The sequence below is a fragment of the Pyxidicoccus sp. M6 genome (assembly GCF_055568925.1).
This window is the reverse complement of the sequence record NZ_CM145714.1, coordinates 9,868,751-9,889,576: the sequence shown is the minus strand read 5'-3', so window position 1 is coordinate 9,889,576 and position 20,826 is coordinate 9,868,751. Positions and strand designations below refer to the sequence as shown.

The 20,826-nt window shown below is 71.0% G+C and carries 17 protein-coding genes; 10 read left to right on the top strand and 7 right to left on the bottom strand.

Features of this window, described 5'->3' with window-relative positions:
* Positions 1-55 precede the first annotated feature (55 nt).
* Positions 56-2,170 carry a methyl-accepting chemotaxis protein gene (locus ACVTJA_RS38740; RefSeq protein ID WP_465827850.1) on the bottom strand — a complete coding sequence of 705 codons (2,115 nt, stop codon included), beginning with the start codon at positions 2,168-2,170 and terminating at the stop codon, positions 56-58.
* 360 nt (positions 2,171-2,530) lie between these two features.
* Here ACVTJA_RS38740 and ACVTJA_RS38735 point away from each other — a divergent pair, with 360 nt between their 5' ends.
* The 6 genes from ACVTJA_RS38735 to ACVTJA_RS38710 all read left to right on the top strand — a co-directional run bounded on the left by ACVTJA_RS38735 (position 2,531) and on the right by ACVTJA_RS38710 (position 7,692).
* A complete protein-coding gene (locus tag ACVTJA_RS38735; protein WP_465827848.1) occupies positions 2,531-3,133 on the top strand; it encodes a gluconate 2-dehydrogenase subunit 3 family protein in 603 nt (200 codons plus the stop codon).
* On the top strand, positions 3,130-4,692 hold the full coding sequence (locus ACVTJA_RS38730; protein WP_465827846.1) for a GMC family oxidoreductase N-terminal domain-containing protein: 1,563 nt from the start codon (positions 3,130-3,132) through the stop codon (positions 4,690-4,692). The genes ACVTJA_RS38735 and ACVTJA_RS38730 overlap by 4 nt, the downstream gene beginning before the upstream one ends.
* Before the next feature lie 158 nt (positions 4,693-4,850).
* Entirely contained in the window at positions 4,851-5,726 is an 876-nt protein-coding gene (ypfJ, locus tag ACVTJA_RS38725) for a KPN_02809 family neutral zinc metallopeptidase (protein ID WP_465827844.1), read from the top strand.
* 95 nt (positions 5,727-5,821) lie between these two features.
* Entirely contained in the window at positions 5,822-6,721 is a 900-nt protein-coding gene (locus ACVTJA_RS38720; protein ID WP_465827842.1) for a hypothetical protein, read from the top strand.
* 96 nt (positions 6,722-6,817) lie between these two features.
* Positions 6,818-6,949, top strand: a complete 132-nt coding sequence (locus tag ACVTJA_RS38715; protein WP_256445442.1) for a hypothetical protein — start codon at positions 6,818-6,820, stop codon at positions 6,947-6,949.
* On the top strand, positions 6,946-7,692 hold the full coding sequence (locus ACVTJA_RS38710) for a helix-turn-helix domain-containing protein (RefSeq protein ID WP_465827840.1): 747 nt from the start codon (positions 6,946-6,948) through the stop codon (positions 7,690-7,692). The genes ACVTJA_RS38715 and ACVTJA_RS38710 overlap by 4 nt, the downstream gene beginning before the upstream one ends.
* Before the next feature lie 10 nt (positions 7,693-7,702).
* Here the strand turns inward: ACVTJA_RS38710 and ACVTJA_RS38705 are convergent, their stop codons facing one another.
* The 3 genes from ACVTJA_RS38705 to ACVTJA_RS38695 form a co-directional block, all read right to left on the bottom strand.
* Entirely contained in the window at positions 7,703-8,167 is a 465-nt protein-coding gene (locus tag ACVTJA_RS38705) for a hypothetical protein (RefSeq protein WP_465827838.1), read from the bottom strand.
* Between the two features lie 333 nt (positions 8,168-8,500).
* Positions 8,501-8,842 carry a hypothetical protein gene (locus tag ACVTJA_RS38700; RefSeq protein WP_465827836.1) on the bottom strand — a complete coding sequence of 114 codons (342 nt, stop codon included), beginning with the start codon at positions 8,840-8,842 and terminating at the stop codon, positions 8,501-8,503.
* A gap of 19 nt (positions 8,843-8,861) precedes the next feature.
* A complete protein-coding gene (locus ACVTJA_RS38695; RefSeq protein WP_465827834.1) occupies positions 8,862-12,542 on the bottom strand; it encodes a VIT domain-containing protein in 3,681 nt (1,226 codons plus the stop codon).
* 83 nt (positions 12,543-12,625) lie between these two features.
* Between ACVTJA_RS38695 and ACVTJA_RS38690 the strand changes: the two genes are divergently transcribed.
* The gene (locus ACVTJA_RS38690) at positions 12,626-12,955 is read left to right on the top strand and encodes a trehalase-like domain-containing protein (RefSeq protein ID WP_465827831.1); all 330 of its coding nucleotides are present in this window, start codon (positions 12,626-12,628) and stop codon (positions 12,953-12,955) included.
* Entirely contained in the window at positions 12,955-13,371 is a 417-nt protein-coding gene (locus ACVTJA_RS38685) for a glycoside hydrolase family 15 protein (protein WP_465827827.1), read from the top strand. Before ACVTJA_RS38690 ends, ACVTJA_RS38685 begins: the two co-directional genes overlap by 1 nt.
* A 22-nt stretch (positions 13,372-13,393) precedes the next feature.
* Here the strand turns inward: ACVTJA_RS38685 and ACVTJA_RS38680 are convergent, their stop codons facing one another.
* Entirely contained in the window at positions 13,394-15,541 is a 2,148-nt protein-coding gene (locus tag ACVTJA_RS38680; protein ID WP_465827825.1) for a S9 family peptidase, read from the bottom strand.
* Between the two features lie 82 nt (positions 15,542-15,623).
* Positions 15,624-16,010: a hypothetical protein gene (locus ACVTJA_RS38675; protein ID WP_465827824.1), complete on the bottom strand. Its 387-nt coding sequence runs from the start codon at positions 16,008-16,010 to the stop codon at positions 15,624-15,626.
* Positions 16,011-16,075: 65 nt separating this feature from the next.
* Between ACVTJA_RS38675 and ACVTJA_RS38670 the strand changes: the two genes are divergently transcribed.
* Positions 16,076-16,267: a hypothetical protein gene (locus ACVTJA_RS38670; protein ID WP_206725779.1), complete on the top strand. Its 192-nt coding sequence runs from the start codon at positions 16,076-16,078 to the stop codon at positions 16,265-16,267.
* Between the two features lie 9 nt (positions 16,268-16,276).
* On the opposite strand, the gene ACVTJA_RS38665 is transcribed toward ACVTJA_RS38670, so the two are convergent.
* Positions 16,277-17,617, bottom strand: a complete 1,341-nt coding sequence (locus ACVTJA_RS38665; protein ID WP_465827823.1) for an MFS transporter — start codon at positions 17,615-17,617, stop codon at positions 16,277-16,279.
* A 306-nt stretch (positions 17,618-17,923) separates the two neighbouring features.
* Here ACVTJA_RS38665 and ACVTJA_RS38660 point away from each other — a divergent pair, with 306 nt between their 5' ends.
* Entirely contained in the window at positions 17,924-20,809 is a 2,886-nt protein-coding gene (locus tag ACVTJA_RS38660) for a CBM96 family carbohydrate-binding protein (RefSeq protein WP_465827822.1), read from the top strand.
* Positions 20,810-20,826 lie beyond the last annotated feature (17 nt).

The window sequence follows — 20,826 nt, the reverse complement described above, 5'->3', positions numbered from 1 at the left end:
GTTTCAACGTGGACGCCTGAGCCCTGACGTCGCCCGAGCCTGCATGAATGCGGCGTCAGCGGGCCACGGGGGCGGGCGTGGTCCACCCCTCGGAGCTCATTGCCTGGGTGGCCATGCCCGACATGCTCTCCGCCAGCGAGTGCACGGAGCGCGTGGCCTCTTGCGTCTCCTGGACGCTCTTCAGCGTCTGGTACATCTGAGCGGACAGCTCCTGGATGGCCTGCGCCATCTGGTTCGTGCCCGCATCCTGCGTGCTCACGGCGGCGGTAATCTGCCGCATGCTCGCGCTGGTCTCGTTGATGATGGCGGCCAGCTTCTGGAGCTGCGCGCCCGAGGCGCGCACCGCGTCCACGCTGCCGCGCACGCGCTGCTCGCCCTGCTCGCTGACCTTCGCGGCCTCGCGCATGCTGGCGCTCACGCCGTCGAGCACGTCGCGGATGCGCTCGGTGGCCTGGATGGACTGGTCCGCGAGGCTGCGCATCTCCCGCGCCACCACGCCGAAGCCCTTGCCGCTGTCTCCGCTGCGCACCGCTTCAATGGCCGCGTTGATGGCCAGCATGTTGGACTGGTCCGCCAGCGCCTTCACCGCGTCCACGATGCCCGTGACTTCGCGCGTGCGCGTCTCCACCGCGAGGATGCGGTTGGCCATCTCCGACACCTCGGCGCGGATGGCGGTGAGGTCCGCCAGCGTGCGCTCCACGGCCGCCGCGCCCTCGCGCCCCACCGTCTCGGCGCCCTCGGCGGAGGCGGCGAGCGCCGCGGCTTTCTCGGCCGTGAGCTGCGAGGCCCTGCGGATTTCCTGCACCGTCTGGTCCGCCTGCTGGAGCGCCACCGCCTGCCGGTTGACACCCGAGGCCTGCGCGTCGTTGGAGGTGCGGAGCTGCTGCGCCACGGTGGCCAGCTCACCGGCGCCGTTGCCCATGCGCTCGGCCAGGTGGCGCACCTCCTGCTGCCGTGCCTCGAGCTGATGCGTGTACTCCGACAGCGAGCGGACCACCTGCACGGAGCGGCGTGCCACCACGCCGACGAGCGTCGCGGTGAGCGCGAGGTAGCCCCAGGGGGTGAGGTTGCCGGGCGACGTCTCCACGGCCCCCATGAGGGGCAGCACGGTGATGAGGACGGAGACGAAGAAGGCGGCCAGTCCGGCCGCGAAGATGCGGGCATCCGGGTTGCCACGCCACGCCTCGTGCGCGGCCACCCCCACGCACAGCAACAGGGTACCGAGCGAGACGGGCATGTGGAGGAACAGCAACTGCTGGCCAAGACGGGGGGTGACGAGGACCGCGAGGGCACACACGACGTTGACGACCCACACCGCCGCCGTGCTCCGGTGGAGCCAGCGGACGCGCTTGTCCACGAGCGCGTCCGCGACGAACTCCATGAGCCCCGCCTCGACGAGGTAGATGCCCACCTGCACCGCCAGCATCCCGACGCGGGGCGCATTCCAGAGCGCGGTGAACATGTTGCTCACGCCGAGCAGCATCATCGCGCCGCTGGCGGCGAAGACGGTGAGGCCCATCAGCATGCGGCGCCGCCAGTGCATCGCGAAGGCACCACCCGCGACGACGGCCACCGCGAGCATGAGGATGCTCATGATGAAGGGCGCCTGCCCGGCTCGCACGGCCGAGGTCAGCAGCGCATGGTGCTCGCCGACGCGGGCGCTCACGCCCACGCCGATGTTCGGAGTGCTGGACTGGAGGCGCAGCAGCACGCGCCCACCGAGCGCCTCGCGTGGCAGGGGCACCAGGTGCCAGCCCATTCTCTCGGGGACCTCGCGGCCCGAGGGGCGCAGCTCGCCGCTGGTGTAGATGCGCTGGCCGTGGAAATACACCTCGACGGCGCTGGCGGCCTCGCCGAGGAAGAGGGCCGGCTTCTCCCAGGGGCCCGTGGACACGGGGATGCTGAGCCACAGGAAGGTGTTGTCGCCGCGGCCCTCGGGCGGCTTCAGCGCCTGCACGGGCCGCCAGTCCGGCGTCTCGCCTGTCTCCGTCGCCCACGCGGGAGCGTCACCCCAGCGGAAGCGCCACCCATCGCGCAGGTCGACGGGAGCGTCGGGCTCGGGAGCGGCCCGGGCCATGGGCGTCACGGTGAGGAGCAGGAGCAGCGCCGCGCCCAGCGTGGCGAGTCGCGAGAAGCAGGAGGGGAACGGCGAAGGGTGGGGGACAGCCATGAACACGTGCATGCTCGGGTGGCCGGACCCCGCAGTAAAAAGGGTCACTTCAGCCCCGCTTGCCCTGCATCCGGAGGTGCGCGCAGGGTGCTCGCTTCCTCCATGCTCGCCCTGCCCTCGTAGGGGCATACAGGCGGGAGCGTTGCCACGTGCGTTGACACTCACTCTCCCTGTCAGAACAGGCAAGGGAGCGGTAGGCTGCCACGCGATGAGCCGACGTCTTCGTGCCGCGCTGCTCATGTCCGCCTCATCTTCCGCCAGCGGCCACCGACCTTCCTCCTCGCCCCTGCACTTCGCCGCCGTCGGGTCGGCACGCTGAGACGTCGAGCAACCCCGCCGTTCCCGGACCCGGAGGTTGGAATGGACGTGTCACTGACCCGCCGCAAGCTGCTCAAGCGGGGGCTCTTCGGAGGTGCGCTGCTGGCGCTGGGCGGCAGCGCGCTGCTGGCCTCTCGCGATGGGCTCTCGCTGCCCGTGCCTGATGGGCTCCAGGTGCTGGGCCCTCGCGAGTACGCCACGCTCCAGGCGCTGGCGCGGCGCGCCTTCCCGGGGCGCCCGGGCTGGCCGGACGCGGACGCGGCGCGCGTGGCCCTCACGGCGGACGGGCTGCTCGCGCGCGGAGACCCATCCGTGGCGAAGGAGGTGAGAGAGTTGCTCGGCCTCTTCGACAACGCGCTCGCGGGCTTCCTCTTCAGCGGCCGGGTGACGCCCTTCTCGCGGCTGTCTCCCGAGGAGCAGGACGCCGTCTTCGAGGACTGGCGCACCTCGCGTCTGGTGTTGCGGCGCTCGGGACACCATGCGCTGCGCACGCTGGTGTACAGCGCCTACTACATGCACCCGTCGGTGGCCGCGGCCGCGGGCTACGTCCCGCCGGAGGGCTTCCATGACGCCAACGCGCCGGTCTGGAAGGGCGAAGGCCCGCGCCCCGCGCCGCTGACGCAGAAGGAAGGGGGCACGCCATGACGGGACGCATCTTCACCGGAGACGAGCTCACCGAGGACCGCGTCATCACCTGCGACGTGTGCGTGGTGGGCAGCGGCGCGGGAGGCGGCGTGCTGGGCCATGAGCTGGCGCGGCGCGGGCTGGACGTGGTGATGCTGGAGGCCGGCGGCTACCGCACCCGCCGCGACTTCGACCTCAAGGAGGCCACGGCCTACTCGACGCTGTACCAGGAGCTGGCCAACCGGGCCACGGATGACCTGGCCATCAGCATCCTCCAGGGGCGCACCGTGGGCGGCGGCACCACCGTCAACTGGTGCGCCAGCTTCCGCACCCCGCCGGAAATCCTCCACCGCTGGCGCGACGTGCACGGCGTGAAGGGATTGGACGAGAACACGCTCGCCCCGCACTGGGACTGGCTGGAGGAGCGGCTGAACATCCGCGACTGGCCGATTGAACGGGCCAATCGCAACAACCAGCTTCTGTGGGAGGGATTGGGGAAGCTCGGCTACAGCCGGGGCACGGTGAAGCGCAATGTCAGACAATGCGCGGCCCTGGGGACGTGCGGGCTGGGTTGCCCCACCGACGCGAAGCAGTCCATGCTGGTGACGCTGATTCCAGACGCGGTGGAGCAGGGGATGCGCCTGTTCGCCAATGCCAACGCACGCAAGCTGGAGATGGACGGCATGCGCGTGGTGGCGGTGCACGCGGACGTGTTGGACCCGCGCACGGACCGGCCCACGGGACGCAAGCTCACGGTGAAGCCGAAGGTGGTGGCGGTGTGCGGTGGGGCCATCAACTCGCCAGCACTGCTGTTGCGCAGCGGGCTCACCGCGCGAGGGCTGGTGGGCAAGCGCTTCTTCCTGCACCCCGTCGTGGTGTCCACGGGCCGCTTCCGCGAGCGCGTGGACGCCTTCTACGGCGCGCCGCTCAGTGTCTACTCGCGCCAGTTCATCGACCGCGGGCCCGGGAAGCTGGGCTGGCTCATCGAGGTGCCGCCCATCCACCCCGTCCTCGCCTCGGTGACGATGCCGGGCTTCGGCGCCGCGCACCAGGAATTGATGTCGCAGTTGCCCTTTGCCAATGCCGTCATCTCCATCACCCTGGACGGCGTGCACCCCGAGGACGAGGGCGGCACGGTGGGGCTGCGCGGCGAGGGCGAGTACACGCGACTGAAGGTGGACTACCCGCTCACGGACTTCCACTGGGAGGGCTTCCGCGAGGCGCTGAAGGTGGCCGCGCGTCTGCAATTCGCCGCGGGCGCGGAGCAGGTGCTGAGTCCGCACTCATCGCCGGTGGTGATGCACGGCGAGAAGGACGTGGCGCTGCTGGACAAGGCTCCCTACGCGCCGCTCCTGTGCCGCGTGGCCAGCGCGCACCAGATGGGCGGCTGCGCCATGGGCGGCAGTCCGAAGACGAGCGTGGTGGACAGCACGCTGCGCTACTGGGACGCGGACAACCTCTTCGTGGTGGACGGCTCCGTGTTCCCCACCGCGCTGGGTGTCAATCCCATGGAGACCATCCTCGGCGTCGCGCACTGGGGCAGCCAGCATGTCGCCAACGCGGTAGGTGGGCGCTCCTGACGCTTCGGGCCGCGCCGCGCCTCCAGGCCCTGTCCACGCCGCACGCCTCCTCGCCTGGTGTCCGTTCCTCCGGGCGAGGGGGCGTCGGGGAGGCCGCTACACCCCACGGGGACTGCCTACCTTCCTCCCAGCGAGGAACCATCAGGAGGGCAGGCCGCATGAGGTGGCAGGGGGGACGTCGCAGCTCGAACATCGAGGACCGGCGGGGCAGTGGCATCGGCCGCCCGCTGGCGGTGGGGGGTGGGGTCGGCTCCATCGTGGTGGCCCTGCTGGTGATGCTGCTCGGGGGCGACCCCTCGGACGTGGTGAACAGCGGCGGAGGCCAGGGCTCGTATCCGGGCACGGGCGGCTCCGGGCAGCCGGTGGACCCGCGCCAGGACGAGATGAAGGACTTCGTGTCCGTCATCCTCGCGGACACGGAGGACACCTGGCCCGGCCTGTTGCAGCCGCTGGGCGTCACGTATCAGCAGCCGCGCCTGGTGCTCTTCTCGGACATGGTGCGGTCCGCGTGCGGCACGCAGGACGCCGCGGTGGGGCCCTTCTACTGCCCGCCGGACCAGCGCGTGTACCTGGACCTCACCTTCTTCGACGAGCTGGACCGCCGCTTCGACGCGCCCGGTGACTTCGCGCAGGCCTACGTGGTGGCGCACGAGGTGGGGCACCACGTGCAGAACCTCCTGGGCATCTCCGACCAGGTCCACTCCCAGCACCGCCGCATGTCCGAGGGCGACGCCAATGCGCTCTCCGTGCTGACGGAGCTCCAGGCGGACTGCTTCGCCGGCATCTGGGCCCACCACGCGCAGAAGCAGCGCAAGGTGCTGGAGGAGGGCGACGTGGAGGAGGGCCTGGGCGCCGCATCGGCCATCGGCGATGACACGCTCCAGCGTCGCGCACAGGGCCGCGTCGTCCCCGAGTCCTTCACCCATGGTTCCTCCGCGCAGCGCGTGCACTGGTTCCGCCGGGGCCTGGAGCAGGGGACGCTGGAGGCGTGTGACACCTTCAACGACGGCGCGGGCGGCACGCGCGGGCGCTGACCTGCCCCGCGAGGCCGATTGGCATTCCAGCTCCCTTCCAGGCTTGAATGGCGGGTGCGGCCTTCGTCGCCGCGCCCACCACGTCGGAGGGGGACATGCCAGCACCCAGGGCCCTGTTGTCGGCGGCGCTCGCCGCCTGCCTCCTCTTTGCGCCCGGCGCGGACGCGCGCTTCGGCAAGCGCACCTCCTCGGACTCGAAGGACGAGACGCACGAGGCCACCGCCATCGGCTCCGATGACGATGATGACGATGATGACGACGACGATGCGCCTCCCTCGAAGGGGGAGGGCTTCCAATCGTCGGACTCGGACGGCGACGGCTGTTGCAGCGAGGCGGCGCGCAGCATCGGCGAGGAGGTCCTGGGCAGCCTCTTCCAGGTGATGCTGGAGGGGCTCGTCTACGCCATCGCCTCGACGGGCACGCACCTGGACTCGGAGCCTGACGCCTCGGACGTCCGGGAGCGCCGTCACGCCGCGCCGCTGTCTCTGCGCCTGGGCGCACAGGGCATGCTCCCGGGAAAAGGCGCGAGCGCCCTGGACTACTCCTTCGGTTTCGAGGAGCGCCGCTTCGGCGTGGCCGCGAACGTGCTCCGGCTGGCGCTGCCCACCGACGACGGGACGGAAGGCAAGGACCGGCTCACGCTGGTGGAGGCACACCTGAGCCACGTCCTCTACGTCCATCCGCGTGGCCGCGTCCGCGCGGAGGCGGGCGTGAGCACCGCCAGCGCGCCGGACGTCATCCTGGTGGGGCCCAGCCTCGCCGTCTCGGCCGAGGCCTGCCTGCTGGGGCCGCTGGATGTGGAGGCGCGGGCGCAAGTCACCCCCTGGCCCTACCGGCAGGTCGACGGCTCGGCCGGCCTGGCGCTGCACCTGGGCGGCTTCGTCATGCGCGGAGGCTGGCACGGCCTCTTCCTGGACGACCTGGGCACGGTGGACGGCATCTCCCACCAGGACCGCCTGCACGGCCCCTACCTGGGGCTCGGCTTCGTCTTCTGAACGTCATTTTCCGTTGCCTTGACGATTCGTCCGCCATAACGGATATTCCGTACGTCCGTTTTGACGGATATCCGTCCGGTAACAAAGAGGCCACCCATGAGCGCAGCCGTCATCGACCTGCAGGACTTCCGCAAGAAGCGTGAGGCCGAGCAGTGTCAGATGATGCGCCCCGCGCCGGTTCGGCCCTGGATGCCCGTCTGGGTGTGGGTAGTAGTCTGGCCGGTATGAAGTCGGTTCGGGAGAACACGGGTCGGCGGGGTACGGGCGCTTCGGAGCGCAGTCGTCGCGAAGCGCGGGAGCCCGCCGACGAAGCCGTCCCACCCGTCGAGCCAGCGCCCGCTTCCCAGGAGGCTCCTCCGGAGACGGAGAAGGCGTGGTCCTACGAGGTCGCCCACCCCGACACGGACCAGGACCTGGCGCCCGTCGTGGGGAAGAACCTGCGCCGGCTGCGCAGCCAGCGAGGCCTGTCGCTGGAGCGGCTGGCGAAGGCCTCGGGCGTGAGCCGGGCCATGCTGGGGCAGATAGAGCTCGGGCAGAGCGCGCCGACCATCAACGTGCTGTGGAAGATTGCCCGCGCGTTGGAGCTGCCGTTCTCCGCGCTCATCAGCATGACGGGCGGCGCGGGCACGCGGCTGATGCGGGCGCGCGAGGCCAAGCGGCTGACGTCCCATGACGGGCGATTCGTGTCGCGGGCGCTCTTCCCGTTCGACGAGCCGCGGCGGGTGGAGTTCTACGAGCTCCAGCTCAAGGGCCACAGCGAGGAGCGCGCGGAGCCGCATCCTCCGGGCACGCTGGAGAACCTCATCGTCACGCGTGGCACGCTGGAGATGGAGGTCGGAACGGAGCGCCACCTGCTCGCCGCGGGTGACGCCATCCTGTTCGAGGCCGACAAGCCCCACGTCTACCGCAACGTGGGGCCCGACGACGTGCAGATGTACCTGGTGATGACGTACGCCGAGGAAGTCGGCTGAGTCGGGCTGGCTAGCGGGCCGTGCCCATCATCATGGGCATGCCGTTGCACATCATCGTCACCGGCGCGCCCATGGTCATCATGGCGTTCATGGCGTCACAGCACTCCTTCATCATCGCCATGTCCTGACCTTCCATCGGCATCATCTTGCACACCATGCCGTCCTTGCCCATCTCGCAGGTCATCCGGCACATCATCGGCGCCATCTGACGCATCATCATGGGCATCATCATCGGCATCCCCATGCCCATGCCCATCATCGGGTTCATGCCCATGCCCATCATCATGGGGTTCATCATCGGCATGCCCATACCTCCGCCCATCATCATGGGGTTCATCGGCATGCCCATACCTCCGCCCATCATCATGGGGTTCATCGGCATGCCCATGCCCATCATCATGGGGTTCATCGGCATCCCCATCATCGGCATGGAAGAGGAAGAGGGCGTCGGCATCGGGGTCGTGGCGGCCATCATGAAGGCTCCAGGTTCGGGTGTGCGTGGGGCGGGTGCGTACGGCAGTGGCTCTTGAATAGAGATTCACGTCCGCGAACGGAATGTGGTCCGGGGGCAGCCGTGCGTTTTCCTCTGAGGCAGCGGAGGAGTGGCTGGCCGCGACGGACGCGCTGCCGTGTGGAGCGGACGGCCCTCCGCTGGCGCGGAGGGAGTGTCGGCCGTGTCACTGCGGTGGCGGAGGAGCCTTCCGCCGGGATTCGGACAGAGACCTCGTCCTCAGGTGAGGCGTTCCACCGGGACGAGCAGCACCTCGCGCAGCCGCCAGTCCATGCGCTTGAGGTCCTCTGCGGTGCCTCAGGGCAGCCGGCCCTTCACCTTCCACCACAGCAGCCCGATGAACGACTCCGGCGGAGGTTCGGGAGGCGTCATCGCCTCATCATCCTCCTCCTGCCTCGGAACCGGAGGCAGCGCACGACGGGGCGCCGGCGTGGGCAGGGGTTCCGCGCTGTGCAGTCCCCGCTCCACCCGCTCCAGCGCATCGGAGAAGGACCTCCTGCCGGCCTCACGCGCTTCGATGGCCGCGACTCCGGACACCCGCTCCGGCGCGCGGATGCGGGGAACGGCATCCGCGCCTTCCACCCGGCGGATGCCCTTCACACTGCCGATGGGACCTCGCGGCCTCCGTCCGTAGCTCATCGCGGACCTCTCTTGCGCCTCACGGCGGGGACTGCGTCGACACCGCGTCCTTCGCGCGGGCCACCAGCTCCTCACGGCGCAGCAACAGGCGCGCGTTGTCCTTCGGCAGGATGCGGAGCTGGAAGCGCCTCCGGTTCGAGTCCTCCTCGCTGAACACGCCCCTGTCACTCACGAGCAGCAGCGCCGTGGGCACCACGAAGCGCGAGGAGCGGTTGCCGTAGTAGTGCACCACCACGTGGTACGGGCCCGGCGCCGCCTTGCGCGCGTGGTACAGCTCCGGCCCCAGGCCGTCCGTGATGTCCCAGTACAGCCGCCCGCCCAGCCGCGTCTCCTTGTGCTGGTAGTAGCAGCGCTCGCCATTCGGCTCGATGACCCACAGGTCGATGTCCGTGCTGTCCGAGTTCCAGTGCGTCGTGAGCTGGTAGTCGATGGGCGACAAGACGACGGGGCCCGTCACCTGCTCGTCGTCGTACTCTCCTTTCTTCCCGGTCAGCTGGCTCATGCGCGCACTCAGCACGACACCCAGTCCCTCCGCGCGCGGGTGATGTATCAGCACCCACAGCATCCGCGCGTAGTGGTACGACGCCACCACGCGCAGCTCGGACGTGTGCCGCGCCCACGAGCGCGCGAGGACGATTTCGTAGTTCCGCGCCGCCTCCGCGTACCGCCCCGCCGCGTCCAGCGCGAGCGCCTCTTCCAGGAACGCCTGTCCCTCGAAGGGCCGGTTGAGCCGCACGTGCTCGAACAGCTCCGCCGCCGCGGGGTATTGCCCCATGGCCAGCAGTCCGTAACCCACCAGCCGCAATGCCTCCGCGTCCTTCGGGCGCAGCTCCACTGGCGACGACAGGGCGCGCACGGCACCCCACGTGTCGCCCGCGAAGGCGCGCTTGCGGGCCACGGCCTCGTACACCATGACGTCGTCCTTGTTGGCGCGGCGGGCCTGCCGGTACGCCAGCTCCGCCTGGAGCCGCTCTTCGCCACCCGCGTACGGGTCCTCGCGCAGCGGCTGCCGCTTCAGCAGCGTCGCCAGCGCCAGCTTCTGCTCGGTCAGCCCGCGCACGACGTCCTGGCCGGACTTCGGCACCTCATCCATCGCGATGCCCTGGAGCTTGTCGCGGCGCTGGTCCTGCTCGCGCCTGCGCAGCGCCTCCAAATCGGTCAGCTCCACGCGCTCGTCGCGGATGGCGTACTGCTTGTAGTCGGCCTCGGACTCCAGCACCAACATGGACGCGCGTGCGTTGGCCAGCCGGTAGTGCTGGCTGAGCGCCACCACCATCTTGTCCAGCCGCTCGTCGTCCAGCGCCACCAACCGCGCGACGAGCAGCTCCGCCCACGCGCGCGGGGCGAAGGGGCTGTCCACGTCGCGGGGCAGGGGGATGCGCAACGCGCGCTCCTCGCCGTTGGCCCGCGTCACCACCTCCAGCTCCGCGGTGCCGTCCTCGGGGAGCCGTCCGGCCACCTGCAGCTCCTGCCCGGGGAACACGAGGTGCGGACGTCCCGCGACGACCAGGTCCTTCACCGCCGAGCCCTTCACCTCCACGCGCTCCAGCACCACCGGGGCGGCGCGGTGCGCCCGGGCCGCGGCGTCCACCTCCGAGCCGGAGAGCACAGTGACGACTCGGCCTCCGCTCGAACGGGCCAGCGCGTCGAACAGCTCGACATTCACCGCGGCCTCGCCGAAGCGGTACGTCACCCAGCGCAGCGACTCCGCGCTGGAGTGCCGGGAGATGAGCGCCTCCACGTTGCTCTGTCCCCAGGTGATGTTGCCGTCGGACAGGAGGAACGCCGTCACCTTCCCGCCGGGCTGCGCGGGCTTCAGCCACTCGCCGCCCGCGCGGTCCAGTTCCGTCAGCACGCCCTCCACGTGCGAGGCGCCTTCGAGGAAGACGCGCTCCAGCTCGGAGAAGGTCTCCTGCCGGTGGCCGGCGTCATTGGTGCGCCAGCCCGTCCCGTGCAGCCAGCGCGGGCGCACGTCGAAGAGGAGGACGGCGTACTCCTTCAGCGTCGCGTCCTTCTCCAGCAGCGCGCGCAGGGTGGCGGCCTGGAGCGCCCACGCATTGCCGTCCTCGATGGACAGCGACGTGTCCACCACCAGCACCGCGCGTCCGGTGGGCGGCCCTTCCTCCTCCGAGGTGAGCCGCGCCGGCAGCCGCACGCGCGCATGGAATGCCTGGCCCGGCAGGCCCGCGTCGTCACGGCCCACGAGCACGTCCGCGTCCGCGCGCTTCGGGGTGAGCGCCGCCGCGAGCGCACCGTCTCCCTGCAGCTTCGGGAAGTCATACGCCTTCCACGCGCCGAGGGTGCGCGGCGCCGCGGACTCCGGCTGCACCGTCACCGCGTCCGCCTGGCGCGGGTCCACGTGGAGGCGCGCGGAGACTTGGACGTCCTTGCCGGCGCCCGCGGGCAGCGGCCACGTGTAGCGCAGGTTCTTCCCGTCGAAGAGGAGCGTCTGCTCGTAGGCGATGACGACGCGCTTGAGAGACTTCGGCGGCAGCGGGAAGACGCGTGCGCTGAAGGTGGAGGCGCCCGCCCACTCCAGCAGCGCCGGGTCCACGTTGCGGCGGACAATCTCCTCATAGACCTCGCGCGCGCGCTTCTGCTCGACGACGCGGGCCTCCTGGCGCTCGCCCCAGGAGCGCTTGGCGCCCTTCGGGCTGGGAGGCGCGGAGGCCCCCAACTCCTCCACCCGCGCCGAGTCGTCACCCAGTGGCGGCAGCAACTCCGAAGACTGGAAGAGCGAGGGCGTGTTGACGGCGACCGAGCCGGAGTAGAGCGCGAAGCCGGCCACGGCCGCGCCACCGGGCAGGGGGTAGTAGAACGTGCCTTCGAGGTTGCGATTCGTGTCGTTCTCGAAGAGGTGGTCCACCACGGTGCGGGCGCGAGCCCCCTGGATGTACGTCACCACGCGGATGGCGCGCGTCTTGAGGGGCTGATAGCGGCCGGACTCGTCCATGACGAGCACCTTCGCCGCGCGCGGTGCAGCCTCCACCTTGGGCAGCACGGGCGTGGGGAGGTCGTCCTCCGCGTTCGCTCCACCGGGCGAGGGCTTGGGGGCGGCGCCGCCTCCTCCACCACCCTTGATGATCTGGATGATTTCCCGACGCTTCTGCTCGAGGACGCGGGGCGGCGGCGCGCCCGTGGCCGCGGGCGCCATCGCTCCGCCGACTGAGCCTCCGATGACACCTCCCACCACGCCCCCGACGACGCCTCCCTCGACGTCGCTCCCGGGGACCTCCGCGGGAGCCGGAGCCGCGGCCACTTCCATGGCCGGAGCTTCTTCTCGCACCTCTTCTTCTCGGTCCACGGCGCTGAGCCGCTCGCTGCGCTGTTCCATCTCCCGCGCCTCGCGCTCGGAAAGCGCGGCGCGGAGGCGGTTTGCATCCCGCTCGTCCCGCGCGGCCGCGGCGCGCATTCGTTCCTCGGCGTCCGCGGAGCGCATCAGCTTCGCAATCTGCTCCTCGCTGAGCACCTGCGGGTCGGCCACGGAGTCGCGCAATTCCGCGAGGTCCACCTCGCCCGGGTCGGGCTGTCCCGGCACCGTCATGGGCGCGACGAGCCCGGCCTTCTCGAAGGGCGGCGTGAGCGCGGCACGCGCGGGCGGCTCGGGCGCGGCGGGAGGCGTCGAGCTGGAGCCACGGTTGCAGCCCGCCACGACGAGGCACGTCAGCAGCACGGCGGTGAAGGGGCGCATGAGGTGCATGGTGGCGGACGTTAGCCCAAGCCCCTTCGCCCCGTCGCCTGCCCCCCGGACGGGCACTCCAGTCCCGGTCCGGGTGCCCGGTGGTGCTTGTGACCCGGGCCGCCCATCCCAACCGTGAGCAGGCGGAGACCTCCAACGCCAGGACGGCCACGCACCGCATGAGCACGCTCGCCATCAGCGATTACGCCCTTCTGTCGGACTGCCGCACGGCGGCGCTGGTGAGCCGGATGGGCTCGGTGGACTGGCTCTGCGTCCCCCGCTTCGACGGGCCGTCTGTCTTTGCCCGGCTGCTCGACGCGAAGGCGGGGCACTTCTCGCTGCGCTCCGAGGGCGAGGCCCGCGCCACGCGCCGCTACCGTGAGCAGACGCTGGTGCTTCGTTCGGCTCGGAGGTGCTGGACGCCGCGTATCTGATGATTCCCATCGTCGGCTTCCTGCCCGCGGAGGACCCGCGCGTGCGCTCCACGGTGCGCGCCATCCAGCAGCACCTCACGGACCGCAACGGGCTCGTGCACCGCTACCGCATGGACGACGGGGTGGAAGGAGAGGAGGGCGCCTTCCTGTTGTGCACCTTCTGGCTCGCGCAGGTGCAGGCGATGGCGGGCGAGCTGGAGGCGGCCACCGTCACCTTCACCCGCGCCGTCTCCTTCGCCAACGACGTGGGCCTGCTGGCGGAGGATGTGGACGAGGAGCGGCGGGTGGTGCTCGGCAACTTCCCGCAGGCCTTCAGCCACGTGGGGCTGGTGAACGCGGCCTGGGCCATCTCCGAGGCCCGCAGACACCTCGGCCGCGCAAACTCGTCGGACGAAGCTGCGCCCACCGCGCCCTGAGCGCTACGGAAGCTGGTCGTCGCTACTTCGCCGCGGCTCTCGAGGAAGGGCCCGCATGGACCTCCAGGAAGTGGGCCATGCGCGAGATGAACTCAATCTGGTTCTCCCTGCGCGTGAGCGAATGGCCCTCGTCGCCCGCGAGCATGTACTCGACGGGCACCTTGCGCTCGCGCAGGGCGCGGACGATGAGGTCGGACTCGCTGCGCGGCACGCGCGGGTCATTGGCCCCGGCGTAGACGAAGAGCGGGTCGACGATGCGGTCCACGTCCTTGATGGGAGAGATGGACTCCAGGAACGCGGCGTCCTTCTCCGGGTCGCCGAACTCCACCGTGAGGATTTCGCGGATGAAGCCGCTGGTGGTGGCCATCAACGTCTTCAGATTCGCCACGCCGAACAGGTCCACGCCCGCGCGCCACAGGTCCGGCATGCGCGTGAGGCCAATCAGCACGGTGTAGCCGCCATAGCTGCCGCCGTAGACGATGACCCGGTCCGGGTCCGCCCACGGCTGCGAGGCCGCCCACCGGCCGGTGGCCTCGATGTCCTTGAACGCAGCCAGGCGCGCTGGCCCGTTGTCCGCCTCCTCGAAGGCGCGGCCGAAGCCGTCGGAGCCGCGCACGTTGGGCTCCACCCAGGCGTAGCCCTGGGAAAGGAAGAACGCGGTGGGGGGAGACCAGCGCACCTGCGAGCTGCCCGCGGGCCCGCCGTGGTAGCTGACGATGACCGGCAGCTTCTTCCCAGTGCGCTGCTTCGGCAGGTAGACGTTGACCGGCAATTCCAGCCCGTCGTGAGCGCGGACGGTGGTGATGCTCACGTCGATGGCGGGCACCTCCTTCAGGGACGGGCGCACCTCGCGGCGCAGCGGCGACACCTTGCCCGTCTTGGTGTCCACCGCCCAGACGTCTCCGGGCGTGGTGGGCGTGGACCAGGCGACGGTGAGGCGCCGGCCATCCTCGGAGAACCGGCCCAGGTTGCCCTGCCCCAGTGGCAGCGCGACGCGGGCGCGGGGCTTCAGCGTGCGCGCGTCCAGCAGGCGCAATTCACTGTGACTGCCGGCCTCCACCGCGATGGCGACGAGGCCACCCGCCTTGGCGACCTCGATGACGCTGACGAGCCCGGTGGCGGGGGACGTCTCCACGTAGCGCGCCTTCTCCTCGCCGCTCTCCGCGTCGAGCGCCAGCAGCAGGGCCTGCTCGCCGCCGCCGTCGGTGGCCACGAAGACGAGCTTCCGGTCCGGAGAGAAGCGGGCGTCGAAGATGGCCACCTTGCCCTCGCGCGGGTAGAGCGTCCGCGTCTCGCCAGACCGCAGGTCCACGCGCAGGAGCGAGTTCTCCGAGCGCGACGGGTAGCGCACGTACAGGCCCGCCGTGCCGTCGCGGCTCACGTCGGTGAGGAATCCGGGAATGTCATCGCGGTACACGGCCCGGGACGCGCCACCCGCGAGGGGCACGGCATACACGGTGGTCTCCGCCGCGCTCATGGGCCTGCCGCTGAAGTACACGGTGTCCGGCGCCAGGTCCGGCAGCAGCGCGTTGTCGCGGTTGAGCTTCTCGCCCGGGGTGAGCTCCACCGGCGGCGCGGAGCCGTCCAGCCCCACCTTCCAGATGGACCAGTTCTCGTCGGAGCCGGTGTCCGAGAGGAACACCAGCGTGCGCCCGTCCGGCGCCACCGTGAGCTGCGCTACACGCTCGCCCCACTCGAAGAGACGCTTCGCGGGCGCGGCGGGCTTCCGGGCGTCAGCGACATACGCCAGGGGCAGGCCATCGCGGTTGGAGACGAAGAGGACGCTCTTGCCGTCGGGAGTGAGACGGGGCTCCATGTTGATGAAGGCATCCACGAGCGGCGTCACCTTGCGCGCCAGGTCCGCGATGCGCGCCGCGTCCACACCGGAGGGCACATCCGGTGCCACCTTCTCTGGCGCGAGCGCGCCATCCGTGGGGGCGGCAGCCCCGGATGTCGCCGGTCCCCCGCTGGCCTGCGTGCCGTCTCCGGGAATCGTGGACACACCCGTGGCACTCGCCGGGTTGGCGTCGGGCATGCCCGTGGCTCCCGCCGGCATGGTGGCGTCGGGCGCGGTGGCGGTGGGAGTGGCTTCTGGCTGCTGCGGCTGGGGCTGCGGCGAGCTCGCGCAGGCGGACAGCAGCGTGACGACTGCGAACAAGAAGGAGCGCATGGAGCGGCAAGCTACTGCGCTGCCATGAAGCGCCGCATTCTGCGGTGTCCGCTGTCTGTCATTCCCCGCACAGCACGGCGCTTCAGTCCAGGTAGCCCCAGCGGTCCTCCTCGAGGACGTAGTAGGGGCGGCCGAAGGGAATCATCTCCGTCCAGCCCAGCACGTGCCGCGTCGAGTCGCTGTTGGACTCGTAGGTGAAGCCGAAGTGCGGCCCGTCGTACTTCGCGCGCGGCAGCTCCGGGAGGAAGTCGGGCACCAGCTCCTCCAGCGCGGCGGGGAAGCGGCCGTGCTTCGCCTGGAAGGCCCGGCAGGCGGCGATGAGGACGTCCGCGTTCTTCCGGGCCCGCTCGCTGCCCGCGCGGTCCGGCCGCAGGACGACGTACAACGTCAGCAGCCCGCCAACGACGTTCCCCACGAGCTGGTGGCTGGCGGCGAGGAGCCGACGGACGGCTCCCTTCTTCGTGGACATGCGGACCCTCCGGCGCGAGTCCTCATCTTTTCACGGCTGACTATCTTCGCTGAAGGGAGGACGTCATGCCGGACATCGATGATGAACGCCGGCGCATGGGCGAGCCAGCGGACGACCTGCTGGAACGACAGGGCGCCTACGAGGAGGAGGAGCCCGGCCACACGCCAGGCTGCGCGGAGGGCGACGACGAGGAGGCACCGCACCGAGCGCATCCCTGGCCGGACCCGGACAAGACGCCGGGGCGCGCGGAGGGCTGAGCGCGGCCTTCAGCTCTCCCGGGGGCCGGCGCGCTCCGCCGCGATGTCCATGCCGGTGGCCACCTCCGGGATGATGCCCAGGCGCTGATAGATGGGGCGCACGTGCTTGCGCAGCGTGGGCAGCTTCTGCCGGTACCACGCCGCGCTCAGCAGGCACATGGCGCCGCAGAGGGTGAGCGTCCACGGCGCGCCCAGGTGCGTGGCCAGCACGCCCGCCATGAGGCTTCCGAAGGGCGCGGTGCCCATGAAGGCCATGGCGTAGAAGCTCATCACCCGGCCGCGCATCCGCTCCTCGACGATGGTCTGCAGGACGGTGTTGCTGGACGCCGTCGTCACCATCATCCCGAACCCGGCGACCACCATGGCCACCAGCGACAAGGCCAGGTGGCGCGACAGGGAGAACGCCAGCAGCCCCGCGCCGAAGAGCAGGGTGGTGGTGAGAATGACGCCGCCCAGCCCGCGCACGGAGCGCCGGGACGCCAGGAACAACGCGCCCGAGAGCGCGCCCAGGCCGGACGCGGCCATCAGGAAGCCCAGCGTGTCGGGCCCGCCGCGCAGCACCTGGGACGCCATCACCGGCATCAGCGTGGTCAGCGGCATGCCCATCAGGCTCACCATCGCGATGAGCCCCAGCAGCGAGCGGATGGGCGGGAAGTGGAAGGCGTGCTGGACGCCCTCCTTCAACTCCGTGAGGACGTGCTGCGGGTGGTGCGTGCGGGCGCGTGGCTGGATTCGCATGGCCAGCAGCGAGGCAATCACCGCCAGGTAGCTGAAGGCGTCGATGAGGAAGCAGCCGCCCTCGCCCACGGCGGCGATGAGCGCGCCGGCCACGGACGGGCCCAGCAGCCGGGCTCCGTTGAACATGGACGAGTTGAGGGCGATGGCGTTGGGGAGGTCCGCGCGGTCGTCCACCATCTCCACCACGAAGGACTGCCGCGCCGGCATGTCGAAGGCGTTGATGAGCCCCTGGAACACGCTGAGCGCGGCGACGTGCCACACGGCGATGTGGCCGCTCAAGGCGAGCACCGCGAGCGCGAGGGACTGGAGCATCGCCAGCACCTGTGTCACCACCAGCAGCCGGTGCCGGTTCCACCGGTCCACGAGGACGCCTGCGAAGGGGCCCAGGAGGAAGGTGGGAATCTGCCCGCAGAAGCCGATGACGCCGAGCAGCAACGCCGAGCCCGTGAGCCGGTATACCAGCCAGGCGGTCGCCACCCGCGTGAGCCACGTGCCGATGAGCGACACGCTCTGTCCCGCGAAGAAGAGCCGGTAGTTGCGGTGGCCCAGGGCCCGGAGCAGGAACCTCCACCCCTCGCGTTGGCGCGGCGCTCCGGCTGCTCGCTGCTCCATGGGGTGTGTCTGCTCCTTCCCGGTGTCCGTGCGATGGGCGCTCACGCCGCGTCGTTCCGCTGCTGAAACCTGGGCACCCGAACGCGGGGGAGGCCCGCGCCTGTCCGGAGCCCGGGCAGCCGTGGCTCCTCCGGGCTGGCGCGCCTGTTGCTCAGCCACCGCTGCCGTGGGGCCAGAGGGAGGCGGCGTGTGAGAAGGTGGACAGGCGCGGTGGTGGGATGGGGCATGGGTGTGGCGCTCGCGGTCCTCGCAGGGTGTGGCAGAACCCCTGACGAGGCAACGGATTCCACAGCGACTTCGGAGAGCGTGGGCACGCGAGAGGCCCCGCTCACGACGCAGACGGTGACGGTGGCGGCGCTCGCGGACGCGCACGTGGTGGCGACGACACCGGCGACCAGCTACGGCTCCTCGTCCACGATGGAGGTGGACCTCTCGCCCGAGTCGCAGGCGTACCTCAAGTTCCTCGTCCCGAATGAACTGCCAGGGACGGTGACGGCGGCGAAGCTGCGCGTGTACGCGCTGGACGGCTCCGCCGACGGGCCCTCCGTGTATGACCCGCCGGGCGCCAACGGGTGGAACGAGACCGTGACGTGGGACACCCGCCCGCAGTGGGGCGGCTACTGGGCCATTGCCAGCGCGGGGGCCGTGGCCAGCGGCACCTGGATGGAGCTCGACGTCTCGGACCTGTACATCTACGAGGGCGGCTGGGTGAACATCTACATGGCCGCGGACAGCACGGACGGCGTCACGCTGGCCTCCAGCGAGTACCCGGATGCGTCGCTCCGCCCGCAGCTCGTCCTCACCGTGGAGTCCGCCGAGGGCCATCCGAGGCCCGCGCCCGCGCCGCTCCCGGTGTCCGCCGCGCCCATGAGCTTCGCGCCGACGGCGGACACGTATGTCTCCGCGGACAACGCGGGCTCCGCCAGTGGCGGTACCTCCGCGTCGCTGCTCGCGGACAGCTCGCCGCAACAGGAGGTGCACCTGCGCTTCTCGGTGCAGGGACTGACGGAGACGGTGCAGCGCGCGGTGCTGCGCGTGTACGCCAGCGCGGGCACGGAGGACGGCCCGGCGGTGTCCGCGACGCAGGGGAGCTGGAGCGAGTCCACCGTCACCTGGAACACGCGGCCCGCGAAGGTGGGCACCGCGCTGGACGACTCGCAGGTCATCGCCGCGGGCGCGTACGTGGACTACGACGTGACGGACCTGGTGCGCGGCAACGGCGACTACACGCTGGGGCTCTACGGCACGTCCTCCAATGGAGTGACGTTCCTCTCGCGCGAGAGCGCCGACGCCGCGCGCCGCCCGAAGCTCCTCGTGTGGACGGGAGCGCCGAAGAGCGCGCCCACGGATGCGTGCCTGACGCGCACGGAGCTCTTCTCCCGCACCTTCCGCGCGACGCAGGACACGTCCGCGGACGAGGGCACGCCGGACACGAAGTTCCACCGTCAGGCGGCGCTGCGGGTGGACTCGGAGCCGGCGGCGGAGAGCTTCCTCGACTTCGACGTGGAGCTGGGCACCGGCCACGTGCGCCGCGTGCTGCTGCGCCTGTACTCGGTGGATGCGACGGGCAACGGCCCGCGCCTGTTCCGCGCGGCGTCCTTCGACGGCGCGGCGACGGACTGGAACCACCGCCCGGCGGTGACGGGGAGCGCCATGGGTGATCTGGGCTCCGTGGCCCGCGACGCGTGGGTGGAGTACGACGTGACGAGCGTGGTGACGGCTTCCGGCCGCTACTCCTTCGCGCTGCTGCCGGACAGCACGGACGGCGCGCGCTTCGTCTCGTCGGAGGCGGAGGAGAAGGGCATCATCTCCGGCGCGCCCCAGCTCGTCGTCGTGTACGAGACGGACGCGTTCTGCTCGTACCGGGGCACGCGGCCCTCGGGCACCACGGCGTGGGCCCGGCAGTCGGGGGGGCCGCTCGCGGAGCGCTCCGTGCACGTCGCCCCGGCGCCGGACGGAGGCTTCGCCGCGCTGAGCACGGTGGAGCAGACCCAGGACGCGCCCTATTACGCCTCGGAGCAGACGGACGTCGTCACCCTGCACCGCGCGGACGGCACCGTGGCGTGGACGCGCTCCTTCGCGCAGGCGGGCGTGAGCCTGAGCCGGGTGGTGGTGACGGCGCTGGGCAACGTGCTGGTGGCGGGCAGCTACTCCGGGGCGCCGGACCTGGGGAAGGGGGCGCTGCCTCAGGGCTCGGGCATGGTGGTGGTGAAGCTCACGCCGTCGGGCGCGGTGGACTGGACGCGCGGCTTCACGGCGTGGTTCGACACGTCCGAGGAGCGCCTGGACAACCCGATGAACGTGCTCGACCTGGCGACGGACGCGCACGGCAGCGCGATTCTCGTGGGCACCTTCTGGGGCTACACGGACTTCGGCGCCGGCCCGGTGTACTCGGGCAAACCGTTTCCGTACGACGACGTGTACCCCAACTCCTATGTCCTGAAGCTCCAGTGGGACGGCGCGTACCTCTGGTCCAGGGTGCTGGTGGGCAGCGGGCTGCGCGGCACGCGGGCGTCGAGCGTCGCCGTGGACGCTGTGGAGAACGTCACCGTCGGCGGCTGGGCGGGCGGCGACACGGACTTCGGCGGGGGCGCCATCGCCGCGCGCGGGCCCTTCGTGGCGCGGTGGACGACGGCCGGCGCACACGCGTGGTCCCGCGTCATCCCGGTCTTCTGGAGTGACCTGGCGGGCGTGGGCGTCCTGCCGGATGGGAGCGTGGCGTTCGTGGGGAACTTCGGCGGCCGCATCACCTTCGCGGGCCAGCAGTACGCCAGCAGCGAACCGGATGACTACGAGGGCGGACCGCGCGACGGCATGCTGGGGCTGTTCTCCAGCACGGGCGCGGAGCTCGCGCTGCGCCAGCTCCCGGCGCACGTCTTCGACGACCTCGTCGTGGACGCGGCGGGCACCCTCGTCACCTCCCAGTCGGGCGGGGGCGACAGGATGGGGCTGGGCGCGGTGGGCTGGCCCTCCACCGACACGCCCCGGCCCACGGTGGCGGCGTTCGGCGCGGACCTGTCGACGCGCTGGGTGCGCGTCTTCGATGCCCTGGGCTACCAGCTCCAGCTCGCGCCGACGCAGGACGGCGTGGTGGTGTCCGGGGCCTTCACCGGTCCGTTCGAGCTGGACGGCACCTGGTACACGCCGCTGTCGCGGCGCTCGGACCTGGTGCGCCTCAAGCTGAAGCCGTAGCCGGGGAGGAAGCACCG